The sequence below is a fragment of the Ciceribacter sp. RN22 genome, from assembly GCF_024054295.1.
Taxonomy (GTDB): domain Bacteria; phylum Pseudomonadota; class Alphaproteobacteria; order Rhizobiales; family Rhizobiaceae; genus Allorhizobium; species Allorhizobium lividum.
Map to the genome: position 1 here is coordinate 506,497 of NZ_JAMXLD010000002.1, position 16,454 is coordinate 522,950.

16 protein-coding genes are annotated in these 16,454 nt (G+C 65.1%); 6 read left to right on the plus strand and 10 right to left on the minus strand.

The window, feature by feature from the left end; genetic code table 11:
* The first annotated feature begins 138 nt into the window (after positions 1-138).
* From NHF53_RS17405 to arsC, 4 genes are read left to right on the plus strand one after another with little or no spacing between them, the layout of a single operon-like run.
* Positions 139-492: a helix-turn-helix transcriptional regulator gene (locus NHF53_RS17405; protein ID WP_252835363.1), complete on the plus strand. Its 354-nt coding sequence runs from the start codon at positions 139-141 to the stop codon at positions 490-492.
* A gap of 37 nt (positions 493-529) precedes the next feature.
* Positions 530-1,072: an arsenate reductase ArsC gene (locus tag NHF53_RS17410; RefSeq protein ID WP_252835364.1), complete on the plus strand. Its 543-nt coding sequence runs from the start codon at positions 530-532 to the stop codon at positions 1,070-1,072.
* The gene (gene arsB / locus NHF53_RS17415) at positions 1,072-2,130 is read left to right on the plus strand and encodes an ACR3 family arsenite efflux transporter (protein ID WP_252835365.1); all 1,059 of its coding nucleotides are present in this window, start codon (positions 1,072-1,074) and stop codon (positions 2,128-2,130) included. The genes NHF53_RS17410 and arsB overlap by 1 nt, the downstream gene beginning before the upstream one ends.
* A 2-nt stretch (positions 2,131-2,132) precedes the next feature.
* The gene (arsC, locus tag NHF53_RS17420) at positions 2,133-2,558 is read left to right on the plus strand and encodes an arsenate reductase (glutaredoxin) (RefSeq protein WP_252835366.1); all 426 of its coding nucleotides are present in this window, start codon (positions 2,133-2,135) and stop codon (positions 2,556-2,558) included.
* A gap of 12 nt (positions 2,559-2,570) precedes the next feature.
* Here arsC and NHF53_RS17425 read toward each other — a convergent pair whose 3' ends face one another.
* Positions 2,571-3,893, minus strand: coding sequence for a capsular polysaccharide biosynthesis protein (locus NHF53_RS17425; protein ID WP_252835367.1), 1,323 nt, complete (start codon positions 3,891-3,893; stop codon positions 2,571-2,573).
* Between the two features lie 168 nt (positions 3,894-4,061).
* Between NHF53_RS17425 and NHF53_RS17430 the strand changes: the two genes are divergently transcribed.
* Positions 4,062-4,640, plus strand: coding sequence for a transglycosylase SLT domain-containing protein (locus NHF53_RS17430; protein ID WP_114364836.1), 579 nt, complete (start codon positions 4,062-4,064; stop codon positions 4,638-4,640).
* Positions 4,641-4,977: 337 nt separating this feature from the next.
* On the opposite strand, the gene NHF53_RS17435 is transcribed toward NHF53_RS17430, so the two are convergent.
* Together NHF53_RS17435 and NHF53_RS17440 are read right to left on the minus strand one after the other, a co-directional pair.
* Entirely contained in the window at positions 4,978-5,964 is a 987-nt protein-coding gene (locus NHF53_RS17435) for a Tim44 domain-containing protein (RefSeq protein WP_252835368.1), read from the minus strand.
* Between the two features lie 134 nt (positions 5,965-6,098).
* Positions 6,099-6,704 carry a LysE family translocator gene (locus tag NHF53_RS17440; protein ID WP_252835369.1) on the minus strand — a complete coding sequence of 202 codons (606 nt, stop codon included), beginning with the start codon at positions 6,702-6,704 and terminating at the stop codon, positions 6,099-6,101.
* Between the two features lie 140 nt (positions 6,705-6,844).
* On the opposite strand from NHF53_RS17440, the gene NHF53_RS17445 reads away from it, so the two are divergent.
* A complete protein-coding gene (locus NHF53_RS17445) occupies positions 6,845-7,777 on the plus strand; it encodes an AraC family transcriptional regulator (RefSeq protein ID WP_252835370.1) in 933 nt (310 codons plus the stop codon).
* Between the two features lie 59 nt (positions 7,778-7,836).
* Here the strand turns inward: NHF53_RS17445 and serA are convergent, their stop codons facing one another.
* From serA to NHF53_RS17485, 7 genes are all read right to left on the minus strand, one after another.
* Entirely contained in the window at positions 7,837-9,432 is a 1,596-nt protein-coding gene (gene serA / locus NHF53_RS17450) for a phosphoglycerate dehydrogenase (protein ID WP_252835371.1), read from the minus strand.
* 78 nt (positions 9,433-9,510) lie between these two features.
* Positions 9,511-10,689, minus strand: coding sequence for a phosphoserine transaminase (locus tag NHF53_RS17455; RefSeq protein ID WP_252835372.1), 1,179 nt, complete (start codon positions 10,687-10,689; stop codon positions 9,511-9,513).
* Positions 10,690-10,885: 196 nt separating this feature from the next.
* Positions 10,886-11,695 (minus strand): outer membrane protein, encoded by an 810-nt coding sequence (locus NHF53_RS17460; RefSeq protein ID WP_252835373.1) that lies wholly within the window; start codon positions 11,693-11,695, stop codon positions 10,886-10,888.
* Positions 11,696-11,918: 223 nt separating this feature from the next.
* The gene (locus tag NHF53_RS17465) at positions 11,919-12,260 is read right to left on the minus strand and encodes a hypothetical protein (RefSeq protein ID WP_114362683.1); all 342 of its coding nucleotides are present in this window, start codon (positions 12,258-12,260) and stop codon (positions 11,919-11,921) included.
* A gap of 322 nt (positions 12,261-12,582) precedes the next feature.
* A complete protein-coding gene (locus NHF53_RS17475) occupies positions 12,583-12,909 on the minus strand; it encodes a hypothetical protein (protein WP_252835374.1) in 327 nt (108 codons plus the stop codon).
* Positions 12,910-13,079: 170 nt separating this feature from the next.
* Positions 13,080-13,850 carry an outer membrane protein gene (locus tag NHF53_RS17480; protein WP_252835375.1) on the minus strand — a complete coding sequence of 257 codons (771 nt, stop codon included), beginning with the start codon at positions 13,848-13,850 and terminating at the stop codon, positions 13,080-13,082.
* Positions 13,851-14,097: 247 nt separating this feature from the next.
* The gene (locus tag NHF53_RS17485) at positions 14,098-16,419 is read right to left on the minus strand and encodes a methyl-accepting chemotaxis protein (protein ID WP_252835376.1); all 2,322 of its coding nucleotides are present in this window, start codon (positions 16,417-16,419) and stop codon (positions 14,098-14,100) included.
* Positions 16,420-16,454: the final 35 nt, after the last annotated feature.

A 16,454-nucleotide genomic window follows, 5' to 3' on the forward strand; every position in this document is an offset into this window, starting at 1 on the left:
GACCCGAGGATCCACGCCGTCCTGCCAATCGCGCTAGGGTGTCCTTGCAGCAGAGGGAGCTGGGCCAATGTGAGGGATACGCGCCCTCCCCCACATCCCGCACCTTGACACACCACATCCATCCATTATTCTGGATATATGGATGAGAAAAACGTCATCGCGGCGCTGGCCGCCCTTGCCCAGCCGACCCGGCTGCAGACCTTTCGCCTGCTGGTGGCGTGCGAGCCGGACGGCGTGCCGGCGGGAGAGTTGGCGCGGCTTGCGGGCGTGCCGCAGAACACCATGTCGGCGCATCTTTCGACGCTGGCCCAGGCCGGACTGGTCACGGGCGAACGGCAGGGCCGCTTGATCCTCTACCGCGCCGATCTCGCCCGTTTCCGGGCGATGATGCTTTATCTCCTCAAGGACTGCTGCGGCGGCAATGCCGAACTCTGCGCGCCGCTGATCGCCGACCTCGCACCCTGCTGCCCGCCTGCCGCTCACGCGAAATAACCACGCTCACGCCCGAACCAACCGACGGACGACGACCATGACCGACAAGACCTACAACGTGCTTTTCCTCTGCACGGGCAATTCCGCCCGCTCCATTCTCGCCGAGGCGATCCTGGCGAAGGAGGGGAACGGACGCTTCCGCACCTTCTCAGCCGGCAGCCATCCGAAGGGCGAGGTGCATCCGCTGGCGCTGAAAACGCTTGGCGCCCTCGGCTATCCGACCGATGGCTACCGCTCGAAAAGCTGGGACGAATTCGCCGAACCCGGCGCCCCGGAGATCGATTTCATCTTCACCGTCTGCGACAACGCCGCCGGCGAGGCCTGCCCGGTCTGGCCCGGTCATCCGATGACCGCCCACTGGGGCGTCGAGGACCCGGCTGCCGTCGAGGGCTCCGACGTCGAGAAGGAACGCGCCTTCGGCCAGGCCGCCCGCTTCCTGAAGAACCGCATCACCGTCTTCACCAGCCTGCCGCTTTCCTCGATCGACAAGCTCGCGCTGCAAACGCGGCTGAAGCAGATCGGCACCATGGAAGGCGCAAGCCATGCTGCCGCCGACGCGGCCGGCGGAAAGGTCGCCTGATGTCCACGTTCGAACGCTACCTCACCGTCTGGGTCGGCCTCTGCATCATCGCAGGCATCGCGCTTGGCCATCTCTTCCCGCCGCTCTTCCACGCGATCGGCGCGCTGGAGGTCGCCAAGGTGAACCTGCCGGTCGCCGTGCTGATCTGGCTGATGATCGTGCCGATGCTCCTGAAGATCGACTTCGCAGCCCTTGCCGAAGTCGGCCGCCACTGGCGCGGCATCGGCGTCACCCTGCTGGTCAACTGGGCGGTCAAGCCCTTCTCGATGGCGCTGCTCGGCTGGCTTTTCGTCGGCTGGCTCTTCCGCCCCTACCTGCCGGCGGGCCAGATCGATTCCTACATCGCCGGCCTCATCATCCTCGCCGCCGCCCCGTGCACGGCGATGGTCTTCGTCTGGTCCAACCTGACGAAGGGCGAACCGCATTTCACCCTGACGCAGGTGGCGCTGAACGACGCGATCATGGTGGTCGCCTTCGCGCCGATCGTCGCCCTCCTGCTCGGGCTTTCGGCGATCACCGTCCCGTGGGACACGCTGGTGCTTTCGGTGGTGCTCTATATCGTCATCCCGGTCGCAGTGGCGCAGATCCTGCGGCGGCGGCTGCTTGCCGCCGGCACACCGATCCGGCTGGAGCGCCTGCTCGCGAAACTGCAGCCGCTGTCGCTCGTCTCGCTGCTGGCGACCCTCGTCCTGCTCTTCGGCTTCCAGGGCGAACAGATCATCGCGCAGCCGGCGGTCATCGGCCTGCTTGCCGTGCCGATCCTGATCCAGGTCTATTTCAACTCGGGGCTCGCCTATCTCCTCAACCGCTGGTCCGGCGAAGAGCACTGTGTCGCCGGTCCGTCCGCCCTCATCGGCGCCTCGAACTTCTTCGAGCTCGCCGTCGCCGCCGCGATCAGCCTCTTCGGCTTCCAGTCGGGGGCGGCACTCGCGACCGTCGTCGGCGTGCTGATCGAGGTGCCGGTCATGCTGTCGGTCGTCTGGATCGTCAACCGCAGCAAGGGATGGTACGAACGCGGCGCCGCCGTCTCCCGCGGCATCTCCACCGAAAAGGCCTGAACATGGACGTCGTCATTTATCACAACCCCGCCTGCGGCACCTCGCGCAACACGCTGGCGCTGATCCGCCATGCCGGCATCGAGCCGACCGTGGTGGAATACGTGAAGACCCCGCCGGGACGGGAGGTGCTTGCCGCCATGATCCGCGACGCGGGGCTCTCCGTCCGCGAGGCGATCCGCGAGAAGGGCACGCCCTATGCCGAACTCGGCCTTGCCGATCCGGCGCTCACCGACGAGCAACTGCTGGACGCCATGCTCGCCCATCCGATCCTGATCAACCGGCCCTTCGTGGTGACACCGTTCGGGACCCGCCTCTGCCGGCCCTCGGAGGCCGTGCTCGACATCCTGCCGGCCGACGCCTTCAAGGGCGCCTTCGCCAAGGAGGACGGCGAACAGGTGCTGGACACGGACGGCAAGCGTCTCGCCTGAACCGAAATACCGCTAGCCTTCCGAAGGCGGCCGATCGAAACCGTCCGCAAAGCGGTCGTCGTCGAAGGGGTAGAGGAGCCGCCCGAGCCTTCGGAAACCGGGATCGGAAAGCTCACGGAAAAAGCCGATCGGGTCGCTGCGGTAGCTCGCCGCATCTTCGGCCGAGCCGAGGCGGGCGACGAGCGGCGCGACGAGCGGCGGCAGAAGATGCCGCCAGCCGAGGAGGCCGTAGGGACCGGAAGGCCGCCAGGGTGCAGCGCGCCGGCGCGTTCCGACGAGCCGCCGGCTTTCCGCCGGCACCCCCTCCTCGCGCCAGGCGACCATCTGCGAAAGGCACGCCTCGAAGCTGCTCGCCGCCCCCGTCAGCGGATCGAAATAGCGCGGATAGAGGAGATAGACGCCGGCGAACAGTGCCTCGAGGCTGAGCCTGCGACCGCGCCGCGGATTGGCCTGCCGGTCATCGGTGAGGCCCCAGCCGGCATAGAAGGGCGAACCTATGACCGTCACCGGCTTGCCGCGCAGGAGCGCCTCGAAGCCGGCAAGCGAGGTGATGGTGTAGACGCGGTCGGCAGCCTCCAGCACGTCGGCAAGCGGCACCGGATCGGTCAGGATCTCGCAGAGATGCGCGACCTCCCCTGGATCGGACTGCGCCTTGCGGACGCCTTTCAGCACGTCGGGATGCGGCTTGTAGACGATCCGGGCGCCGGGGTTCTCCGCGGCGGCGAGCCGCACGAGATCGTTGTTGCGGAAGAGCCGGTCGCAGCCGAAGCGGATCGAGGCGTCGTCCTCCACCTGCCCCACCACCAGCACCGTGCGGCGCCCGTCGCCCCTTGCCGGTGACGTCACCCCCGATGCCTGCGGCGCGTTGTACTTGCTGACCCGGCTCTGCAGGAGGGCCGCGATCCCCGCCCTCGCCCGCGCGATCAGCCCGGCATCGCCCTCGAAGTCGTGGGTCTTCAGAAGGTCTTCGAGATCAGAAGGGCCGCGGGCGTCGAAATAGGGGCGCTTGCCGTCGACCGTCAGCGAGAAGGGTGCGCTCTGCCCGGCGCTCGACTGCAGCGAGCGCAGGAAGCCGTCCTCGACGAAGTGGACGGGAATGCCGTGCGTGGCGGCGTGAGCACGCGCCGCCTGCGGCAGGTTCGGCCCCCAGACCACGAAGGCGGTCTTGCCGAGCGCGGCGATCCGCGGCGCCCAGACGGTGCGGAACTCGTCGTCACCAAGATGAAAGGGGATGTAGTGGAAGCGCCATTCCGGGAAATAGGCCTCCATCAGCCGCCTTTTCCATTGGTGGATATGGAAGGCGACGACCGGCAAGGGCGTCGGCCGGGTGCTCATTCTATGCTCCTTGCTCGCTCGCCACGGACAACCTGAGACTGCCTTTACCCTGTCTTCACGCGGGACGCCAGTTCCGCCGGCGAAGCGGCACGGCGACGCAAAAGGCGATCGGAAAACCTTTCGTTAAATTTTACCTAATAGGATCGCCAGTCGAAGTGAGGATTAGCGATGCGTGGCGTAATTGTCGTTGGCCTTCTGCTGGCATTGACTGCTTGTGCGAAACCGCCGAGCCAGACGAAAAATGCCTGCGCGATATTCGAGCAGCGCGACGGGCTGTTCAACAACTGGCGGCGGGCGGCAAAGAGTGCCGAACGGGAATACGGCGTGCCCGTGCCGATCCTGATGGCGACGATCTATACGGAATCGAATTTCAGGCACAATGCGCGCCCACCGCGCACCAAGCTCCTCGGCTTCATTCCGTGGAAACGGAAATCCACGGCCTACGGCTATTCGCAGGCGCTCGACGGCACCTGGGAGCGCTATCAGCGCGAGACCGGCCGCTGGAGTGCGCGGCGCACCGATTTCTCCGACGCGATGTCCTTCATCGGCTGGTATCACCGCGAAAGCGCGATGAAGAACGGCATCCCACTCAACGACCCCTACCAGCTCTACCTCGCTTACCATTCCGGCCATGTCGGCTACGCCAAGGGCAGCTGGAGGAACAACAGCGAGGCGCTCTCCGGCGCCAAGCGCTTCACCGAGATCACGTACACTTACGCCCGCCAGCTGCAGAGCTGCCCGGATTGAAGAGGCCGCTCGGGAGCCTGAAGCGCTCGTCCCCACCGGCGATGCCTTTGCTCAGTACGGCGTGGATCCTCGGGTCAAGCCCGAGGATGACGGCGTATCTGCAAGACCCGTGCCCAAATGCAGCTTGTGGGGCGGTGATGACGTTCCACGACGTGATGCCTGGAACTCGCGCACACGGCCTGGTGGGGTACCTTGCGAGTCATGAAAGGTCGTCATCCTCGGGCTTGACCCGAGGATCCACGGGCGCACGCGACGTCCTTGCTCCCCCCTCATCGCCTCGCATACGCTCGGCACTTCTCCCCGCCGGGGAGAAGAGAGAGTTCCAGACCGGTGGCGTTTATTCCGCGTCGCCCGCCGCCTGGATGGCGGAGATCTGCCAGTCGGCGCCCTGCCGGCGGGTGAAGGTCCAGATCTCCGTCGATTCGGAGAGATTGTCGGGGTCGCCACTCACCACCTTGCCGGTCGCGCGGTCACGCAGCACGTCGATGCTCTCGTAGCGCATGGCGACGGTCGCATAGTCGACATTGCCCTCGCGCCAGGCTTCGGCGACATCGCCCTGCAGAAGCCGGACGTCGCGCACCTCGTTCTTGACGCCCTTCGTGGCGTTCTCGCTCAATTCCTCGGCAAGATAGGACATCGCCTCGGGCGTGGTGATGCGGCGAAGTGCGGAATAGTCCTCGGCCATGTAGGCGGTCTGCATTTCCTTGAGCAAACCGTCGAACCGGTCGAGATCGGCCTGGCTTATGCCGATCTCGTCGGCGGAGGCCGACGGCGTGCGCGGCGCGGCGGACGCGGACGAGCCGCCGAAATCGACGCCGCCCATGCGCGGGATATGAAAGCCGGGGCCGCTCGCCACATTGCTGCGCGCCGAAGCGCCGGCGCCAGAATAGGCGGTCTGATTGTTGCCGAACATGCGCATGAAGAAGCGGATCGCAAAGAAGATCAGCGCGCCCTGCAACAGCAGGCCGAGGAAGCCGAAGCCGCCGCCGATGCCGTGGCCGAGCAGCATGCCGAACAGGCCACCCATCAGGAGGCCGCCCATCAGGCCGCCCGCGAGACCGCCGAACAGGCCACCGGTGCGCCCCGTCTGGTTCGGCGCGGCCGCCGGACGCGTGGCCTGGCTCTGCGGCGTCATGCTGCGCTCGATCGGGGAAGCCGTCGCGGGAGCCGTGCGGGTGACAGGCGGTGCGCTGTAGGTGCGGGTGCCGCGGCTGCCGAAGCCGCCGAAGCTTCCGGCGCGCCGCGCCTCGGCGAGATCGGCCACGCTGACGACGACCGCAAGCGCGATTGCCAGGATCCCGAAGAACTTTCCGTATTGCCGCATCATGCCTTCCTGCATTCCTCCGTCGCCGGGGTGGCGACCGATACGCCTACCATATGGAGGCGGCGGACGCGGAGTTGAAGGGCAAGACGCCGAAATCAACCGGAAAGTCTCGGCCCGCGACGGATGAGCCCGGCTCATGTCCCGATGAAGACCGGCAGCATTGAGGCGACCAGCAAGACGGCCATCGCCACATTGAACGGGACGACGTACTTTCCTTCGCCGAGCAGTCGCTTCAGCATCTGGCCCGAAATCGACCAGACGCCGATCGACGGCACGTTCACCACCGCGAAGACGAGGATCAGCAACATGAGGCTGGCGAGATAGCGGGACGGATCAGTGTAGGAAACCGTGACGATCAGCGCCACCGCCCAGGCCTTCGGATTGACGAGCTGGAAGAGCGCCGCCTCGATAAAGCCGATCGGCCGCGCCATGGAAGGATCGCCGGCGTTGCCCGAAGCGCCGCTCCGGGCGATCTTCAAGGCGAGCCAGAGGACATAGACCGCGCAGATGATCTTGAGCGCGAGGTAGACGGCAGGCGACATCGCCAGGACTTCGCCGAGCCCGAGACCGACCAGCAGGACCATCGACAGGAAGCCGCAGGTGATACCGAAGAGGAGCGGCAGCGAACGGACGAAGCCGAAATTCATGCCGGAGGCGAGCAACATGACGTTCGACGGCCCCGGGGAAATCGACATGACGAGCGCAAAGCCGGCAAGGGCGAGGAGATTTCCGGAGAACATGGGGACCTCTCGGGCAGTGAGCTTCAGGGGCTTTCCGATCGGCGACACCCGATCACGCTCCGGATATTGACATCATCGAAATGCAGACGCAGCCTCGGATTGTTTCGTATTTTTATCCGATCGTCCCGAGATCGATGACCATGAATAAAAATGACATTCTAACTGGCATATTTTCGGCGCTCCGTCTCGAAACCCGGCTCTATTTCGAGGCAGCGTTCCCGAAGGCGTTTTCGGTCGCCCTGCCGAGAGAGCGGCAACACATCCGCTTCCATCTAGTGCTCGACGGTGACGCCTGGATCCGCGCCGGAGACGAGGAGCCGCAGAGGCTCGTCGAAGGCGATCTCGCGATCGTGCCGCACGGCAGCGAACAGATCGTTTCCGACACACCGACGCGGCCACCCGTCGACCTCGCCGAAGTGCTGGCGCGGCATCCGCCGGAAGAGGGCGTGCTAAGCACCGGCGGCAATCCGGCGACGCGCCTGCTCTGCGGCTTCTGCGCCTTCGACGAAGCGATCGCCCACCCGCTGATTGCCGGCCTGCCGGCGCTCCTGGTCGTGCGCCCGGCCGAACTCAGGGACGAAGCCGCGGCCGCCGCGGCGCTCCGGCTGCTGGCGATGGAGGCGACCAATCGCCGCGAAGGCATGCCGGCCGTCGTCATGCGGCTCGTCGAGATCATCCTGATCCAGACGATCCGCCGCCTTTCTTCGGAAGACGATCAGCGCATCGGTTTTGTCGCGGCACTCGCCGACCGGCGGCTCTCGCGCGCCCTTTACGCCATGCACGACGCGCCGGAGCGCGACTGGACCGTCGACCTGCTGGCGAAGGTCGCGGGCATGTCCCGCAGCCGGTTTGCCACAGAATTTGCCGAGGATGTCGGCCGGACGCCGATCGAGTACCTCACGGCCTGGCGGCTGGCGAAGGCAAGAGCGCTGCTCGCCCGCTCGGGACTGGACATCGCCGAGATCGCGGAGCGCTGCGGCTACCGGTCCCTGCCCTCCTTCTCGCAGCGTTTCAAGGCGACCTTCGGCGTCTCGCCGGCACGCTTCCGCCGGGAGAGCCGCGGGCAGGCATGAAAAGCCCGGCGCGGAGGCATCCGCGCCGGGCTCCGGTCACTTCCCTGGGAGGAGGAAAATCAGTCGACGTTGAAGATCAGCGGCTTCGCCTGCTTGATCGCGTGGTGGGCAGTCAGCTTGTCGAGAACGTCCTGCCTGACCGGCTCGTCAACATAGAGAAGCGCAATCGCATCCCCGCCTTCCTTCTCGCGGCCGAGCTGGAAATTGGCGATGTTGACCCCGGCATCACCGAGCGTCGTGCCCATGAAGCCGATCATGCCGGGAACGTCGGTGTTGGCGATGTAGATCATGTGCGCGCCGACATCGGCATCCATGTTGATGCCCTTGATCTGGATGAAGCGCGGCTTGCCGTCGGAGAACACCGTGCCGGCGACCGAACGGGTCTGGCGCTCGGTGACGACGGTGAGCTTGATGTAGCCGTCGTACACGCCGGTCTTGTCGCGCTTGACCTCGGAGAGCACGATGCCCTTCTCCTTGATCATGATCGGAGCCGAGACCATGTTGACGTCCGAGACCTGGTTGCGGATGAGGCCGGCGAGCAGCGCGCTCGTCAGCGCCTTGGTGTTCATCGTCGCGGTGACACCGTCGTAGAGGATCTCGATTTCCTTGATCGGGCTTTCCGTGACCTGGCCTGCAAACGAGCCGAGCACGTCGGCCAGCCGGATGAACGGCTTCAGGATCGGCGCCTCTTCCGCCGTGATCGACGGCATGTTGATTGCGTTGGAGACCGCGCCCTTGATCAGGTAGTCGGACATCTGCTCGGCAACCTGGAGCGCGACGTTCTCCTGGGCTTCCGTCGTCGACGCGCCGAGATGCGGCGTGCAGACGACGTTCGGCAGGCCGAAGAGCGGGCTTTCCGTCGCCGGCTCGACCTCGAAGACGTCGAAGCCGGCGCCGGCGACATGGCCGGACTTGATCGCTTCGGCGAGCGCCGCCTCGTCGACCAGGCCGCCGCGGGCGCAGTTGATGATGCGCACGCCGGGCTTCGTCTTGGCGATCGCATCCTTGCCCAGGATGCCACGGGTCTTGTCGGTCATCGGCACGTGCAGGGTGATGAAGTCGGCGTGGGCGAGCAGTTCGTCGAGCTCGACCTTGGTCACGCCCATTTCCTCGGCGCGCTCCTTCGACAGGAAGGGGTCATAGGCCAGCACATGCATGCCGAGCCCGATCGCCTTCTTGCAGACGATGCCGCCGATATTGCCGGCGCCGATGACGCCGAGCGTCTTGCCGGTGATCTCGACACCCATGAACTTCGACTTCTCCCACTTGCCGGCCTGGGTCGAGGCGTCGGCGGCGGGGATCTGGCGGGCGACCGCGAACATCAGGGCGATCGCGTGTTCGGCGGTGGTGATCGAGTTGCCGAACGGGGTATTCATGACGATGATACCGCGGCGCGAGGCGGCCGGGATGTCGACATTGTCGACGCCGATGCCGGCGCGGCCGATGACCTTGAGATTGGTCGCAGCCGCGATCAGCTTCTCGGTCGCCTTGGTGGCGGAGCGGATGGCGAGACCATCATAATTGCCGATGATCTCGGCGAGCTTTTCCTTGTCCTTGCCGAGCTTCGGCTGGAAATCAACTTCGACGCCGCGATCGCGGAAGATCTGGACGGCGGTTTCCGAGAGTTCGTCGGATACGAGAACGCGAGGTGCCATGACGAGGCCTCCTTCAAAGAGTTCGTGTGTCAAAATTCTGGAAAGAGGGCTTCGCCCGCAGGCGAAGCCGGATCGGCGTCAGGCCGCAGCCTTGGCAAGGGTCGCCTTCTGGGTCTGGTAGGCCCAGGTGAGCCAGGGCATCAGCGCTTCCATGTCGGCCGTCTCGATGGTGGCACCGGCCCAGATGCGAAGTCCGGACGGCGCGTCACGATAGGCGCCGATGTCGTAGGCGACGCCTTCCTTGTCGAGCAGGTTGACAATGCCCTTGGCGAAGGCGGCCTGTGCGTCGGCGTCGAGCGCCAGCACGTTCTTGTCGACGATCGTCAGGCAGACGGAGGTGTTGGAGGCCGTCGCCGGGTCCCTGGCGAGGTTGGCGATCCAGTCGTTCGCCGCAACAAAGTCGGCGATCACCTTCGCATTGGCGTCGGCGCGGGCCATCAGGCCTTCGAGGCCGCCGATCGACTGTGCCCAGAGGAGCGCGTCGATATAGTCCTCGACGCAGAGCATCGACGGCGTGTTGATGGTTTCGCCGGTGAAGATGCCCTCGATCAGCTTGCCGCCCTTGGTCATGCGGAAGATCTTCGGCAGCGGCCAGGCCGGCGTATAGCTTTCGAGACGCGCGACGGCGCGCGGCGAGAGGATGAGCATGCCGTGGCCGCCCTCCCCGCCCAAAACCTTCTGCCAGGAGAAGGTGACGACGTCGAGCTTGGCGAAGTCGAGGTTCTGCGCGAACGCCGCCGAGGTGGCGTCGCAGATCGTCAGGCCCTTGCGGTCAGCCGGGATGAAGTCGGCGTTCGGAACGCGAACGCCCGAGGTGGTGCCGTTCCAGGTGAAGACCACGTCGCGGTCGAAATCGACGGCGGAAAGATCGGGGAGTTCGCCGTAGGGCGCTTCGAACTTGCGGACGTCCGGAAGCTTCAGCTGCTTGACGACGTCGGTGACCCAGCCGGCACCGAAGCTTTCCCAGGCGAGCATGTCGACGCCGCGCTCGCCGAGCAGCGACCAGAGCGCCATTTCGACGGCGCCGGTATCGGAAGCGGGCACGATGCCGATGCGGTAGTCCGCCGGCACGTTCAGAATTTCGCGGGTGAGGTCGATGGCCTGCTTCAGCTTGGTCTTGCCGACCTTGGCGCGGTGCGAACGACCGAGCGGAGCATCAGCGAGCGCTTCGAGCGACCAACCGGGGCGCTTCGAGCAGGGGCCAGAAGAAAAGTGAGCATTCGCCGGACGCGCGGCGGGGGCGACGATATCAGCCATATAGATACCCTTCCAGGTAATTAGCCTCTCGTTGGGGAGAGGTGTCCCGCCGTCGTCGTTAGTCCTCCGCCCTTTTTCAGTCAAGCGCTTTGTGTCGCGATCCGGAAAATTTTTGCCGCAACCGTTGCAGTCGAAATGTCGTACGCCCGCAAGCGCCCCGCCCGACGTCACTCGTCCTGCGATGGAAAACGACGATCTACCAGAGGCTCACGCGCACGCCGGCGCGGAATTCGTGGCGCCGGAGACCGGCGTCATCGCCCGAACTGCCGCCGGAGAACATCGCTCCGCCGGCGATGTCGGAAAAGCGATAGCCGATATCGAGCTTCACGCGGTCGCTGACGCTGTAGCTGACGCCGGCCATCAGGGCGTAGGTGAAGCGCCAGCCGTCCTCGCCGCCGTAGCGCGCGTCGGCAAAGGTCGCGCCGCCGCAGGCGCCGGCGCCGTCGACGCAGTTCGCGCTTGCGGTAAAGCTTCCCCAGGCGACATGGGTCGCGCCGATGCCGGCGCCGACGTAAGGGGTGAAGCCGGAAACGTTCAGGAGATCGACGTAACCGTTCGCCATCAGGCCGTAGGCACGGAAATCCGCCTTGCCGCCATAGGAGCATCCGGTGCCGGCCGGTGCGGCACCCGAACAGGGCTGCGCCGCGCGTCCGGAGCCTTCGAACGTGCCCTCGAAGAACTCGCCCGTGAGATCGGCGCGGAAGAGGTCGTTGAACTGGTAGCCGATGCCGGCGCTGCCGGAGAGCGGCTTGCCGAATCGCGAATCATCGAAATCGCCCGAATTGAGGAGCGCGCCGCCGCCATCGTTGAAGCGGTAGGAGGCATCGTCGTCGCCGGTCCAGCCGGCATAGCCGAGATCGGCGCGCAGATAGAGCCCGGCCTTGGGCTCGCCCGCGGTGATGTCGACTTCCGGCGCGTCGATGAGATCCTCGTCCCCGGCGCGAGCCGATACGGCCGCGGCGGCAAAGGCAAGGGCGGTGATTACAAAAAGGCGAGCCGGCTTCATGGCATTTCCCTGTTCGGGCAAGCGCGCGCCGCCCGGACCAACGATCATCTGCCCGCACTATGCCGGCGACTGGTTAACCCGCCGTTAAGCATATCTGTTAAGCATCTTCGTTAGGAAAAGCGCCCCACCAAACGCGGAAAGGCCGCCCGAAGGCGGCCTCGTCCCGTCGACGCTCCCGGCTGTCAAGCGAGGAGGCAATGCCGGAAGCGTTCCGGACAGACGATCAATCGTCGTTGTCGCTGCCACCGTTGTGGTCGCTGCCGCCGTCATGGCCGCCACCATGGTCGCTGTCGTTACCGCTGTCATGGCCGGCACCGTGGTCGTTCTCGCCACGGCCGTTGTCGTCATTGCCGTTGCGCTCGTTGCGTTCGTTCCGCTCGCGGTTGCGTTCGGTATGGCCCATGCCGTTGTCGTCGTTCGAACGGTCGCTCCGTGCGGACGAGGAATCATGGCCGAGGCACTGAGCAACGGTAGAGCAACCTTCGCTCGCCATGGCAGGCGCGGAAAGCAGCGAGGAAGTGGAAGCGGCGAGAAGGGCGGCGAATACTGCGATGTAGGTCTTCATTGGTCAGTCCTCCGTGTTGAATATGGGACCATGTATACTCAACGCTGGCTGACGGATGCCTGACCGGTACCTGACGGGAAACTGACAGGGGAAGAAAAGTGGAAGAAGGAGAGGTCGGCACCACGATGGCGCAGGTGTGACGGCGGCACTTCTGCGTCGGGCCGGCATCGCGGTCTTTTCCGATCGCGAGATCGATGCGCGCGTGGCACGCATCGCCGAGGGGATGGAATAGTTCCGTCCTGCGGTCGGTGTGCTGCAGGCAGGACAAAAAACGCGAAGGGCGGCGTTGCCGCCGCCCTGATCAGCTCCGGGGGTGTCCGGATCAATCGTCGTTGTCGCTGCCACCGTTGTGGTCGCTGCCGCCATCATGGCCGCTGTCGTTGCCGCTGTCGTGGCCGGCACCGTTGTCGTTCTCGCCGCGGCCGTTGTCGTCGTTGCCGTTGCGTTCGTTCCGCTCGCGGTTACGGTCGGTATCGCCGGCCGTGCCGTTGTCGTCGTTCGACTGGTCGCCCCGTGCGGACGAGGAAGAATCATGGCCGAGGCACTGGGCGACGGTGGAGCACTTTTCGGTGGCCATGGCCGGGGCGGAAAGCAACGAGGAAGTGGAAACGGCGAGAAGGGCGGCGAATACTGCGGTGTAGGTCTTCATTGGTCAGTCCTCCGTGTTGAAGATGGGATTATGTATATTCAACACTGGCTGACGGTTGCCTGACCGGTATCTGACGGGAAGCTGACGGGGACAAGAAAAGCGTCCCCGCAACGAAAAAAGCCGCCGGATCGCTCCGGCGGCTTTCGGTAGGTGCTCCGCCTGCTATGCGGCTATTGCAGCGAATAGCGGAAGCCAAGCTTGATGTCGTGGGACGTGATGTCCTTGAAGTGCATCGGCTCGTTGACCACCGAGCCGTCATAGGCCTTGAGATCGCCGGTCTTGGCGTCTCCGAGATTCATGTAGGAATAGCCGAGATCGAGGGTCATGCGATCGGTGACCTGATAGGCGAGCCCCGCGTGGAGCGCCCAGGCGAAGTTCCAGGTCGAGGCCGTATCACCGTAGGAGACGCCCGCCGTCGGAACGTTGACGTCCTGGAAGTGAGAGATCGTGTTCCGCGACGCGCCGATACCGGCGCCGACATAGGGCGTGATGCCGTACCAGTGGCCGATGTCGACATAGGCGTTCGCCATCAGCAGCCATTCCGATTTCGTGCCGGTATAGTCGTCGGTCGCGTCCCAGACGGTGCCCCCCGCGCCCGTGTGGCCGTAGCGGTCGAGCGCGGAAAAGCTTGCGTCGCCGCGATATTCCACGAAGGCGTCGGCGCGCAGCCAGTCGTTGAACTGGTAGCCGACGCCGATGCCGGCGAGCGGCGCGCTGTCGAAGCCGCCCTCGTCGAGGACGTCGTGGATCTCGACGTCGTTGAAGAGCGTGTGCTGCAGGCTGCCGAGCTGCTGGTTGCTCATGCCGAGGTGGCCGCGCAGGTAGAAGCCGCCGAATGCGGGCGCGACCGGATCCGGGCCGGGATCGACATAAAGGTCAGCAGCAAAAGCCGACGTACTTGCGAAGAGCATTGCTGCAAATGCTATGGGCAATCTGGTCATCTGTTGTTACTCCGCGCACCTTCTTCGGCCGTAGGGATCGGCGCTGCGTGCTTGTATGGACCGGATGATCGCAAATCGGAGTTAACACGACATTAAGCGTACTCGTTAACTCTAGTACTTAACCATACTTTTTAGGAGTTTTTACTGTGGACGGCCCTGCCGGGTGTGACGGCCCGCACTATCGGCAAAGAAAATGCCGGCCCGAGGCCGGCACTATAGTATTGCTAAAGGCTTGCCGCGGTAGAGGTCAGCCGGCGCGGCGCATCGCGTCGTGTCCGTACCGGTCATCGGCTGGCCGCCCGGACTGGGCGAGCTGGAACTGGCCGAGCCGCTGGTCCATCTCGACCGCCTCGGAGGCGAGGCGATGGATGGCGGCGGTCGTTTCCTCGACCATGGCTGCATTCTGCTGCGTCATGATGTCGATCTGACCGACGGAGCTGTTGATCTCGACCAGCGTCTGCGCTTCCTCGCGGGTCGATTCCATGATCTCGCCGATCTGCCCGTTGATCGCGACGACGTGGGCGCCGATACCCTCCAGTGCCGAGCCGGCCTTTTCCACGAGCGAGACACCGTTCGCCACCTCGCTTGTCGATTTCGCAAGCAGGCTCGCGATCTCCTTGGCGGCGGCGGCCGAACGCTGGGCGAGCTCGCGCACTTCCTGGGCGACGACGGCAAAACCCTTGCCGCTTTCACCGGCACGTGCCGCTTCGACGCCTGCGTTGAGCGCCAGAAGGTTGGTCTGGAAAGCGATCTCGTCGATCACGCCGATGATCTGGTTGATCTGCTGCGAGGACGTCTGGATCGCCTCCATCGCCGCGATCGTGTCGCGCATGATGTGCCCGGAATGCTCGGTGTCGTTCTTGGCGTTGCGGGCCAGTCGCTCGGCGTCCTCGGCGCGGGCGATCTGCGTCTTCACGGCGTCGGTGATCGCCTTGATCGCGCTTGCCGTCTCGGTGATCGCGGCCGCCTGACGCTCGGTGCGGGCGGCGAGCTGATCGGCGCCGGCACGCATTTCTTCGGAACCCTCGCGGACGGCGACGGAGTTTCCGCCGATGCCCGAGAGCGTCTGGCTCAAGGTCGACAGCGCCTTGTTGAAATTGTGCCGCAGGCCTTCGAGATCCTGCGGGAATGCCTGGGAGATCTGGAAGGCAAGATCGCCGCTGGCAAGCCGGTCGAGGCCCTCGTCCAGCGCTTCCACGACTGCCTGCAGCGTGCGGGCCTCGGCTTCGCGCTCGGCAAAGCGCTGGCGGCGCTCGGCTTCGGACTTTTCGCGGTTTTCCTCGCTCACGGCCTCCAGCCGATGCTGTTCGATCAGCGCCGTGCGGAAGCGTTCGAGCGCACGCGCCATGGTTCCGATCTCGTCCTTGCGGTCCTGGTTACCGACCACATCGTCGAGCTTGCCGTTCGCGACGTCGCCGGTCACGGTTGCAAGCCTGGCGAGCGGCGCGAACAGGCGGCGGGTGAGAACGCCGGTTGCGACCGCCATGACGGCGAGTGCGGCAACGGCGATAGCCGTCAGGATGCCGGCAATCTCGAGGGAGCCGGCATTGAGTTCGGAAAGACCGATGCTCTCGACCACCAGGAAACCGTGTTCTCCGAAGGAGATCGGTCGGGCATAGGCACGGGCGGTATCCCCGTCGCGGTCGAAATCGGCGATGACGGTGTCGGTGGCAGCCATGGCATCGGCGGTGAAACCGAAGGGAGCGGCGGAGATGTCGGCAAGATGACCGTCCTGCGAAAGCGCTATGCCGGTTCCGTCGGAGGAAAGGATCGCCGAACGCTCCCCGCTCTCGGCGCTGATGCCCTTGGAGAGGATGCCGGCGACGGCGCTTTCCTTGAGCTGGAAGAGGATCGTGCCCTTGAAGGCGCCGAACTTGACGACCGGCACCGCGAAATAGATGTCCGGCGAGGACGGATCGGCACCGACGACAAGCCCGGAGAACCGTGTCGGGGCTGCATCCTCCGTCGCGCCGGCGGCGGCTTCCGCGCCGGCGGCGAAGGCGCGGCCGATGCCGGACGCCTGGAAGTCGCCGGTCGTCACGTTTTCGGCAAACGAGCGGTCCTTCTTGTAGGAATAGACGATGTTGCCGGTCTGGTCGGCGATCAGCAGGTCACGGAACTGCGTGTCGGCGAGGAAGCCGGCGACCTCGGCCTGGGTCTTTTCATGCGCCCCGTAGTAGAAGCCGCTCGGACCCTCGGGCTTCAGGAGCTTCTCGCGTTCGTTCGCGGGGTTCGGGTTCTTGTCGACGAAGACCGAGCGCAGTTCCGCATGGGCATCGCCCGAGTTCTTCACGATGGTGTTCCAGCCGCTCTTCAGCGAGGTCACCGCCTGCTGCAGGCTTTCGATCTTGGCGATCGAGGTCGCCTGGTTCTCCATCTGCGTAAGCTGTTCCTTCAGCATGTCGCCGCGGAAGGTGAGCGTGCTCTCCATCGCATGATAGGTCTGGCGACCGAAAATGCTGCTCGACGTGTAATAGGCAAGAACGTTCAGCACGCCGACCGACGCCGCCGTGAGCAGAAGAAAGATACCAATGACTTTCGAGGACAGTGAATTGAACCGGTAATGCATCACTCTATCCAGCCTTCCCGCATCGCGCCTTTTCG

Excerpts from the sequence above, each read along its gene's own strand:
- arsB (WP_252835365.1), top strand. The coding sequence starts at position 1,072 with ATGTCCACGTTCGAACGCTACCTCACCGTCTGGGTCGGCCTCTGCATC.
- NHF53_RS17485 (WP_252835376.1), bottom strand. The coding sequence starts at position 16,419 with ATGCATTACCGGTTCAATTCACTGTCCTCGAAAGTCATTGGTATCTTT.
- NHF53_RS17435 (WP_252835368.1), bottom strand. The coding sequence starts at position 5,964 with ATGCGGCAATACGGAAAGTTCTTCGGGATCCTGGCAATCGCGCTTGCG.
- arsC (WP_252835366.1), top strand. The coding sequence starts at position 2,133 with ATGGACGTCGTCATTTATCACAACCCCGCCTGCGGCACCTCGCGCAAC.
- NHF53_RS17475 (WP_252835374.1), bottom strand. The coding sequence starts at position 12,909 with ATGAAGACCTACACCGCAGTATTCGCCGCCCTTCTCGCCGTTTCCACT.
- NHF53_RS17480 (WP_252835375.1), bottom strand. The coding sequence starts at position 13,850 with ATGACCAGATTGCCCATAGCATTTGCAGCAATGCTCTTCGCAAGTACG.
- NHF53_RS17410 (WP_252835364.1), top strand. The coding sequence starts at position 530 with ATGACCGACAAGACCTACAACGTGCTTTTCCTCTGCACGGGCAATTCC.
- NHF53_RS17405 (WP_252835363.1), top strand. The coding sequence starts at position 139 with ATGGATGAGAAAAACGTCATCGCGGCGCTGGCCGCCCTTGCCCAGCCG.
- NHF53_RS17445 (WP_252835370.1), top strand. The coding sequence starts at position 6,845 with ATGAATAAAAATGACATTCTAACTGGCATATTTTCGGCGCTCCGTCTC.
- NHF53_RS17440 (WP_252835369.1), bottom strand. The coding sequence starts at position 6,704 with ATGTTCTCCGGAAATCTCCTCGCCCTTGCCGGCTTTGCGCTCGTCATG.
- NHF53_RS17425 (WP_252835367.1), bottom strand. The coding sequence starts at position 3,893 with ATGAGCACCCGGCCGACGCCCTTGCCGGTCGTCGCCTTCCATATCCAC.
- NHF53_RS17465 (WP_114362683.1), bottom strand. The coding sequence starts at position 12,260 with ATGAAGACCTACATCGCAGTATTCGCCGCCCTTCTCGCCGCTTCCACT.
- NHF53_RS17460 (WP_252835373.1), bottom strand. The coding sequence starts at position 11,695 with ATGAAGCCGGCTCGCCTTTTTGTAATCACCGCCCTTGCCTTTGCCGCC.
- serA (WP_252835371.1), bottom strand. The coding sequence starts at position 9,432 with ATGGCACCTCGCGTTCTCGTATCCGACGAACTCTCGGAAACCGCCGTC.
- NHF53_RS17455 (WP_252835372.1), bottom strand. The coding sequence starts at position 10,689 with ATGGCTGATATCGTCGCCCCCGCCGCGCGTCCGGCGAATGCTCACTTT.
- NHF53_RS17430 (WP_114364836.1), top strand. The coding sequence starts at position 4,062 with ATGCGTGGCGTAATTGTCGTTGGCCTTCTGCTGGCATTGACTGCTTGT.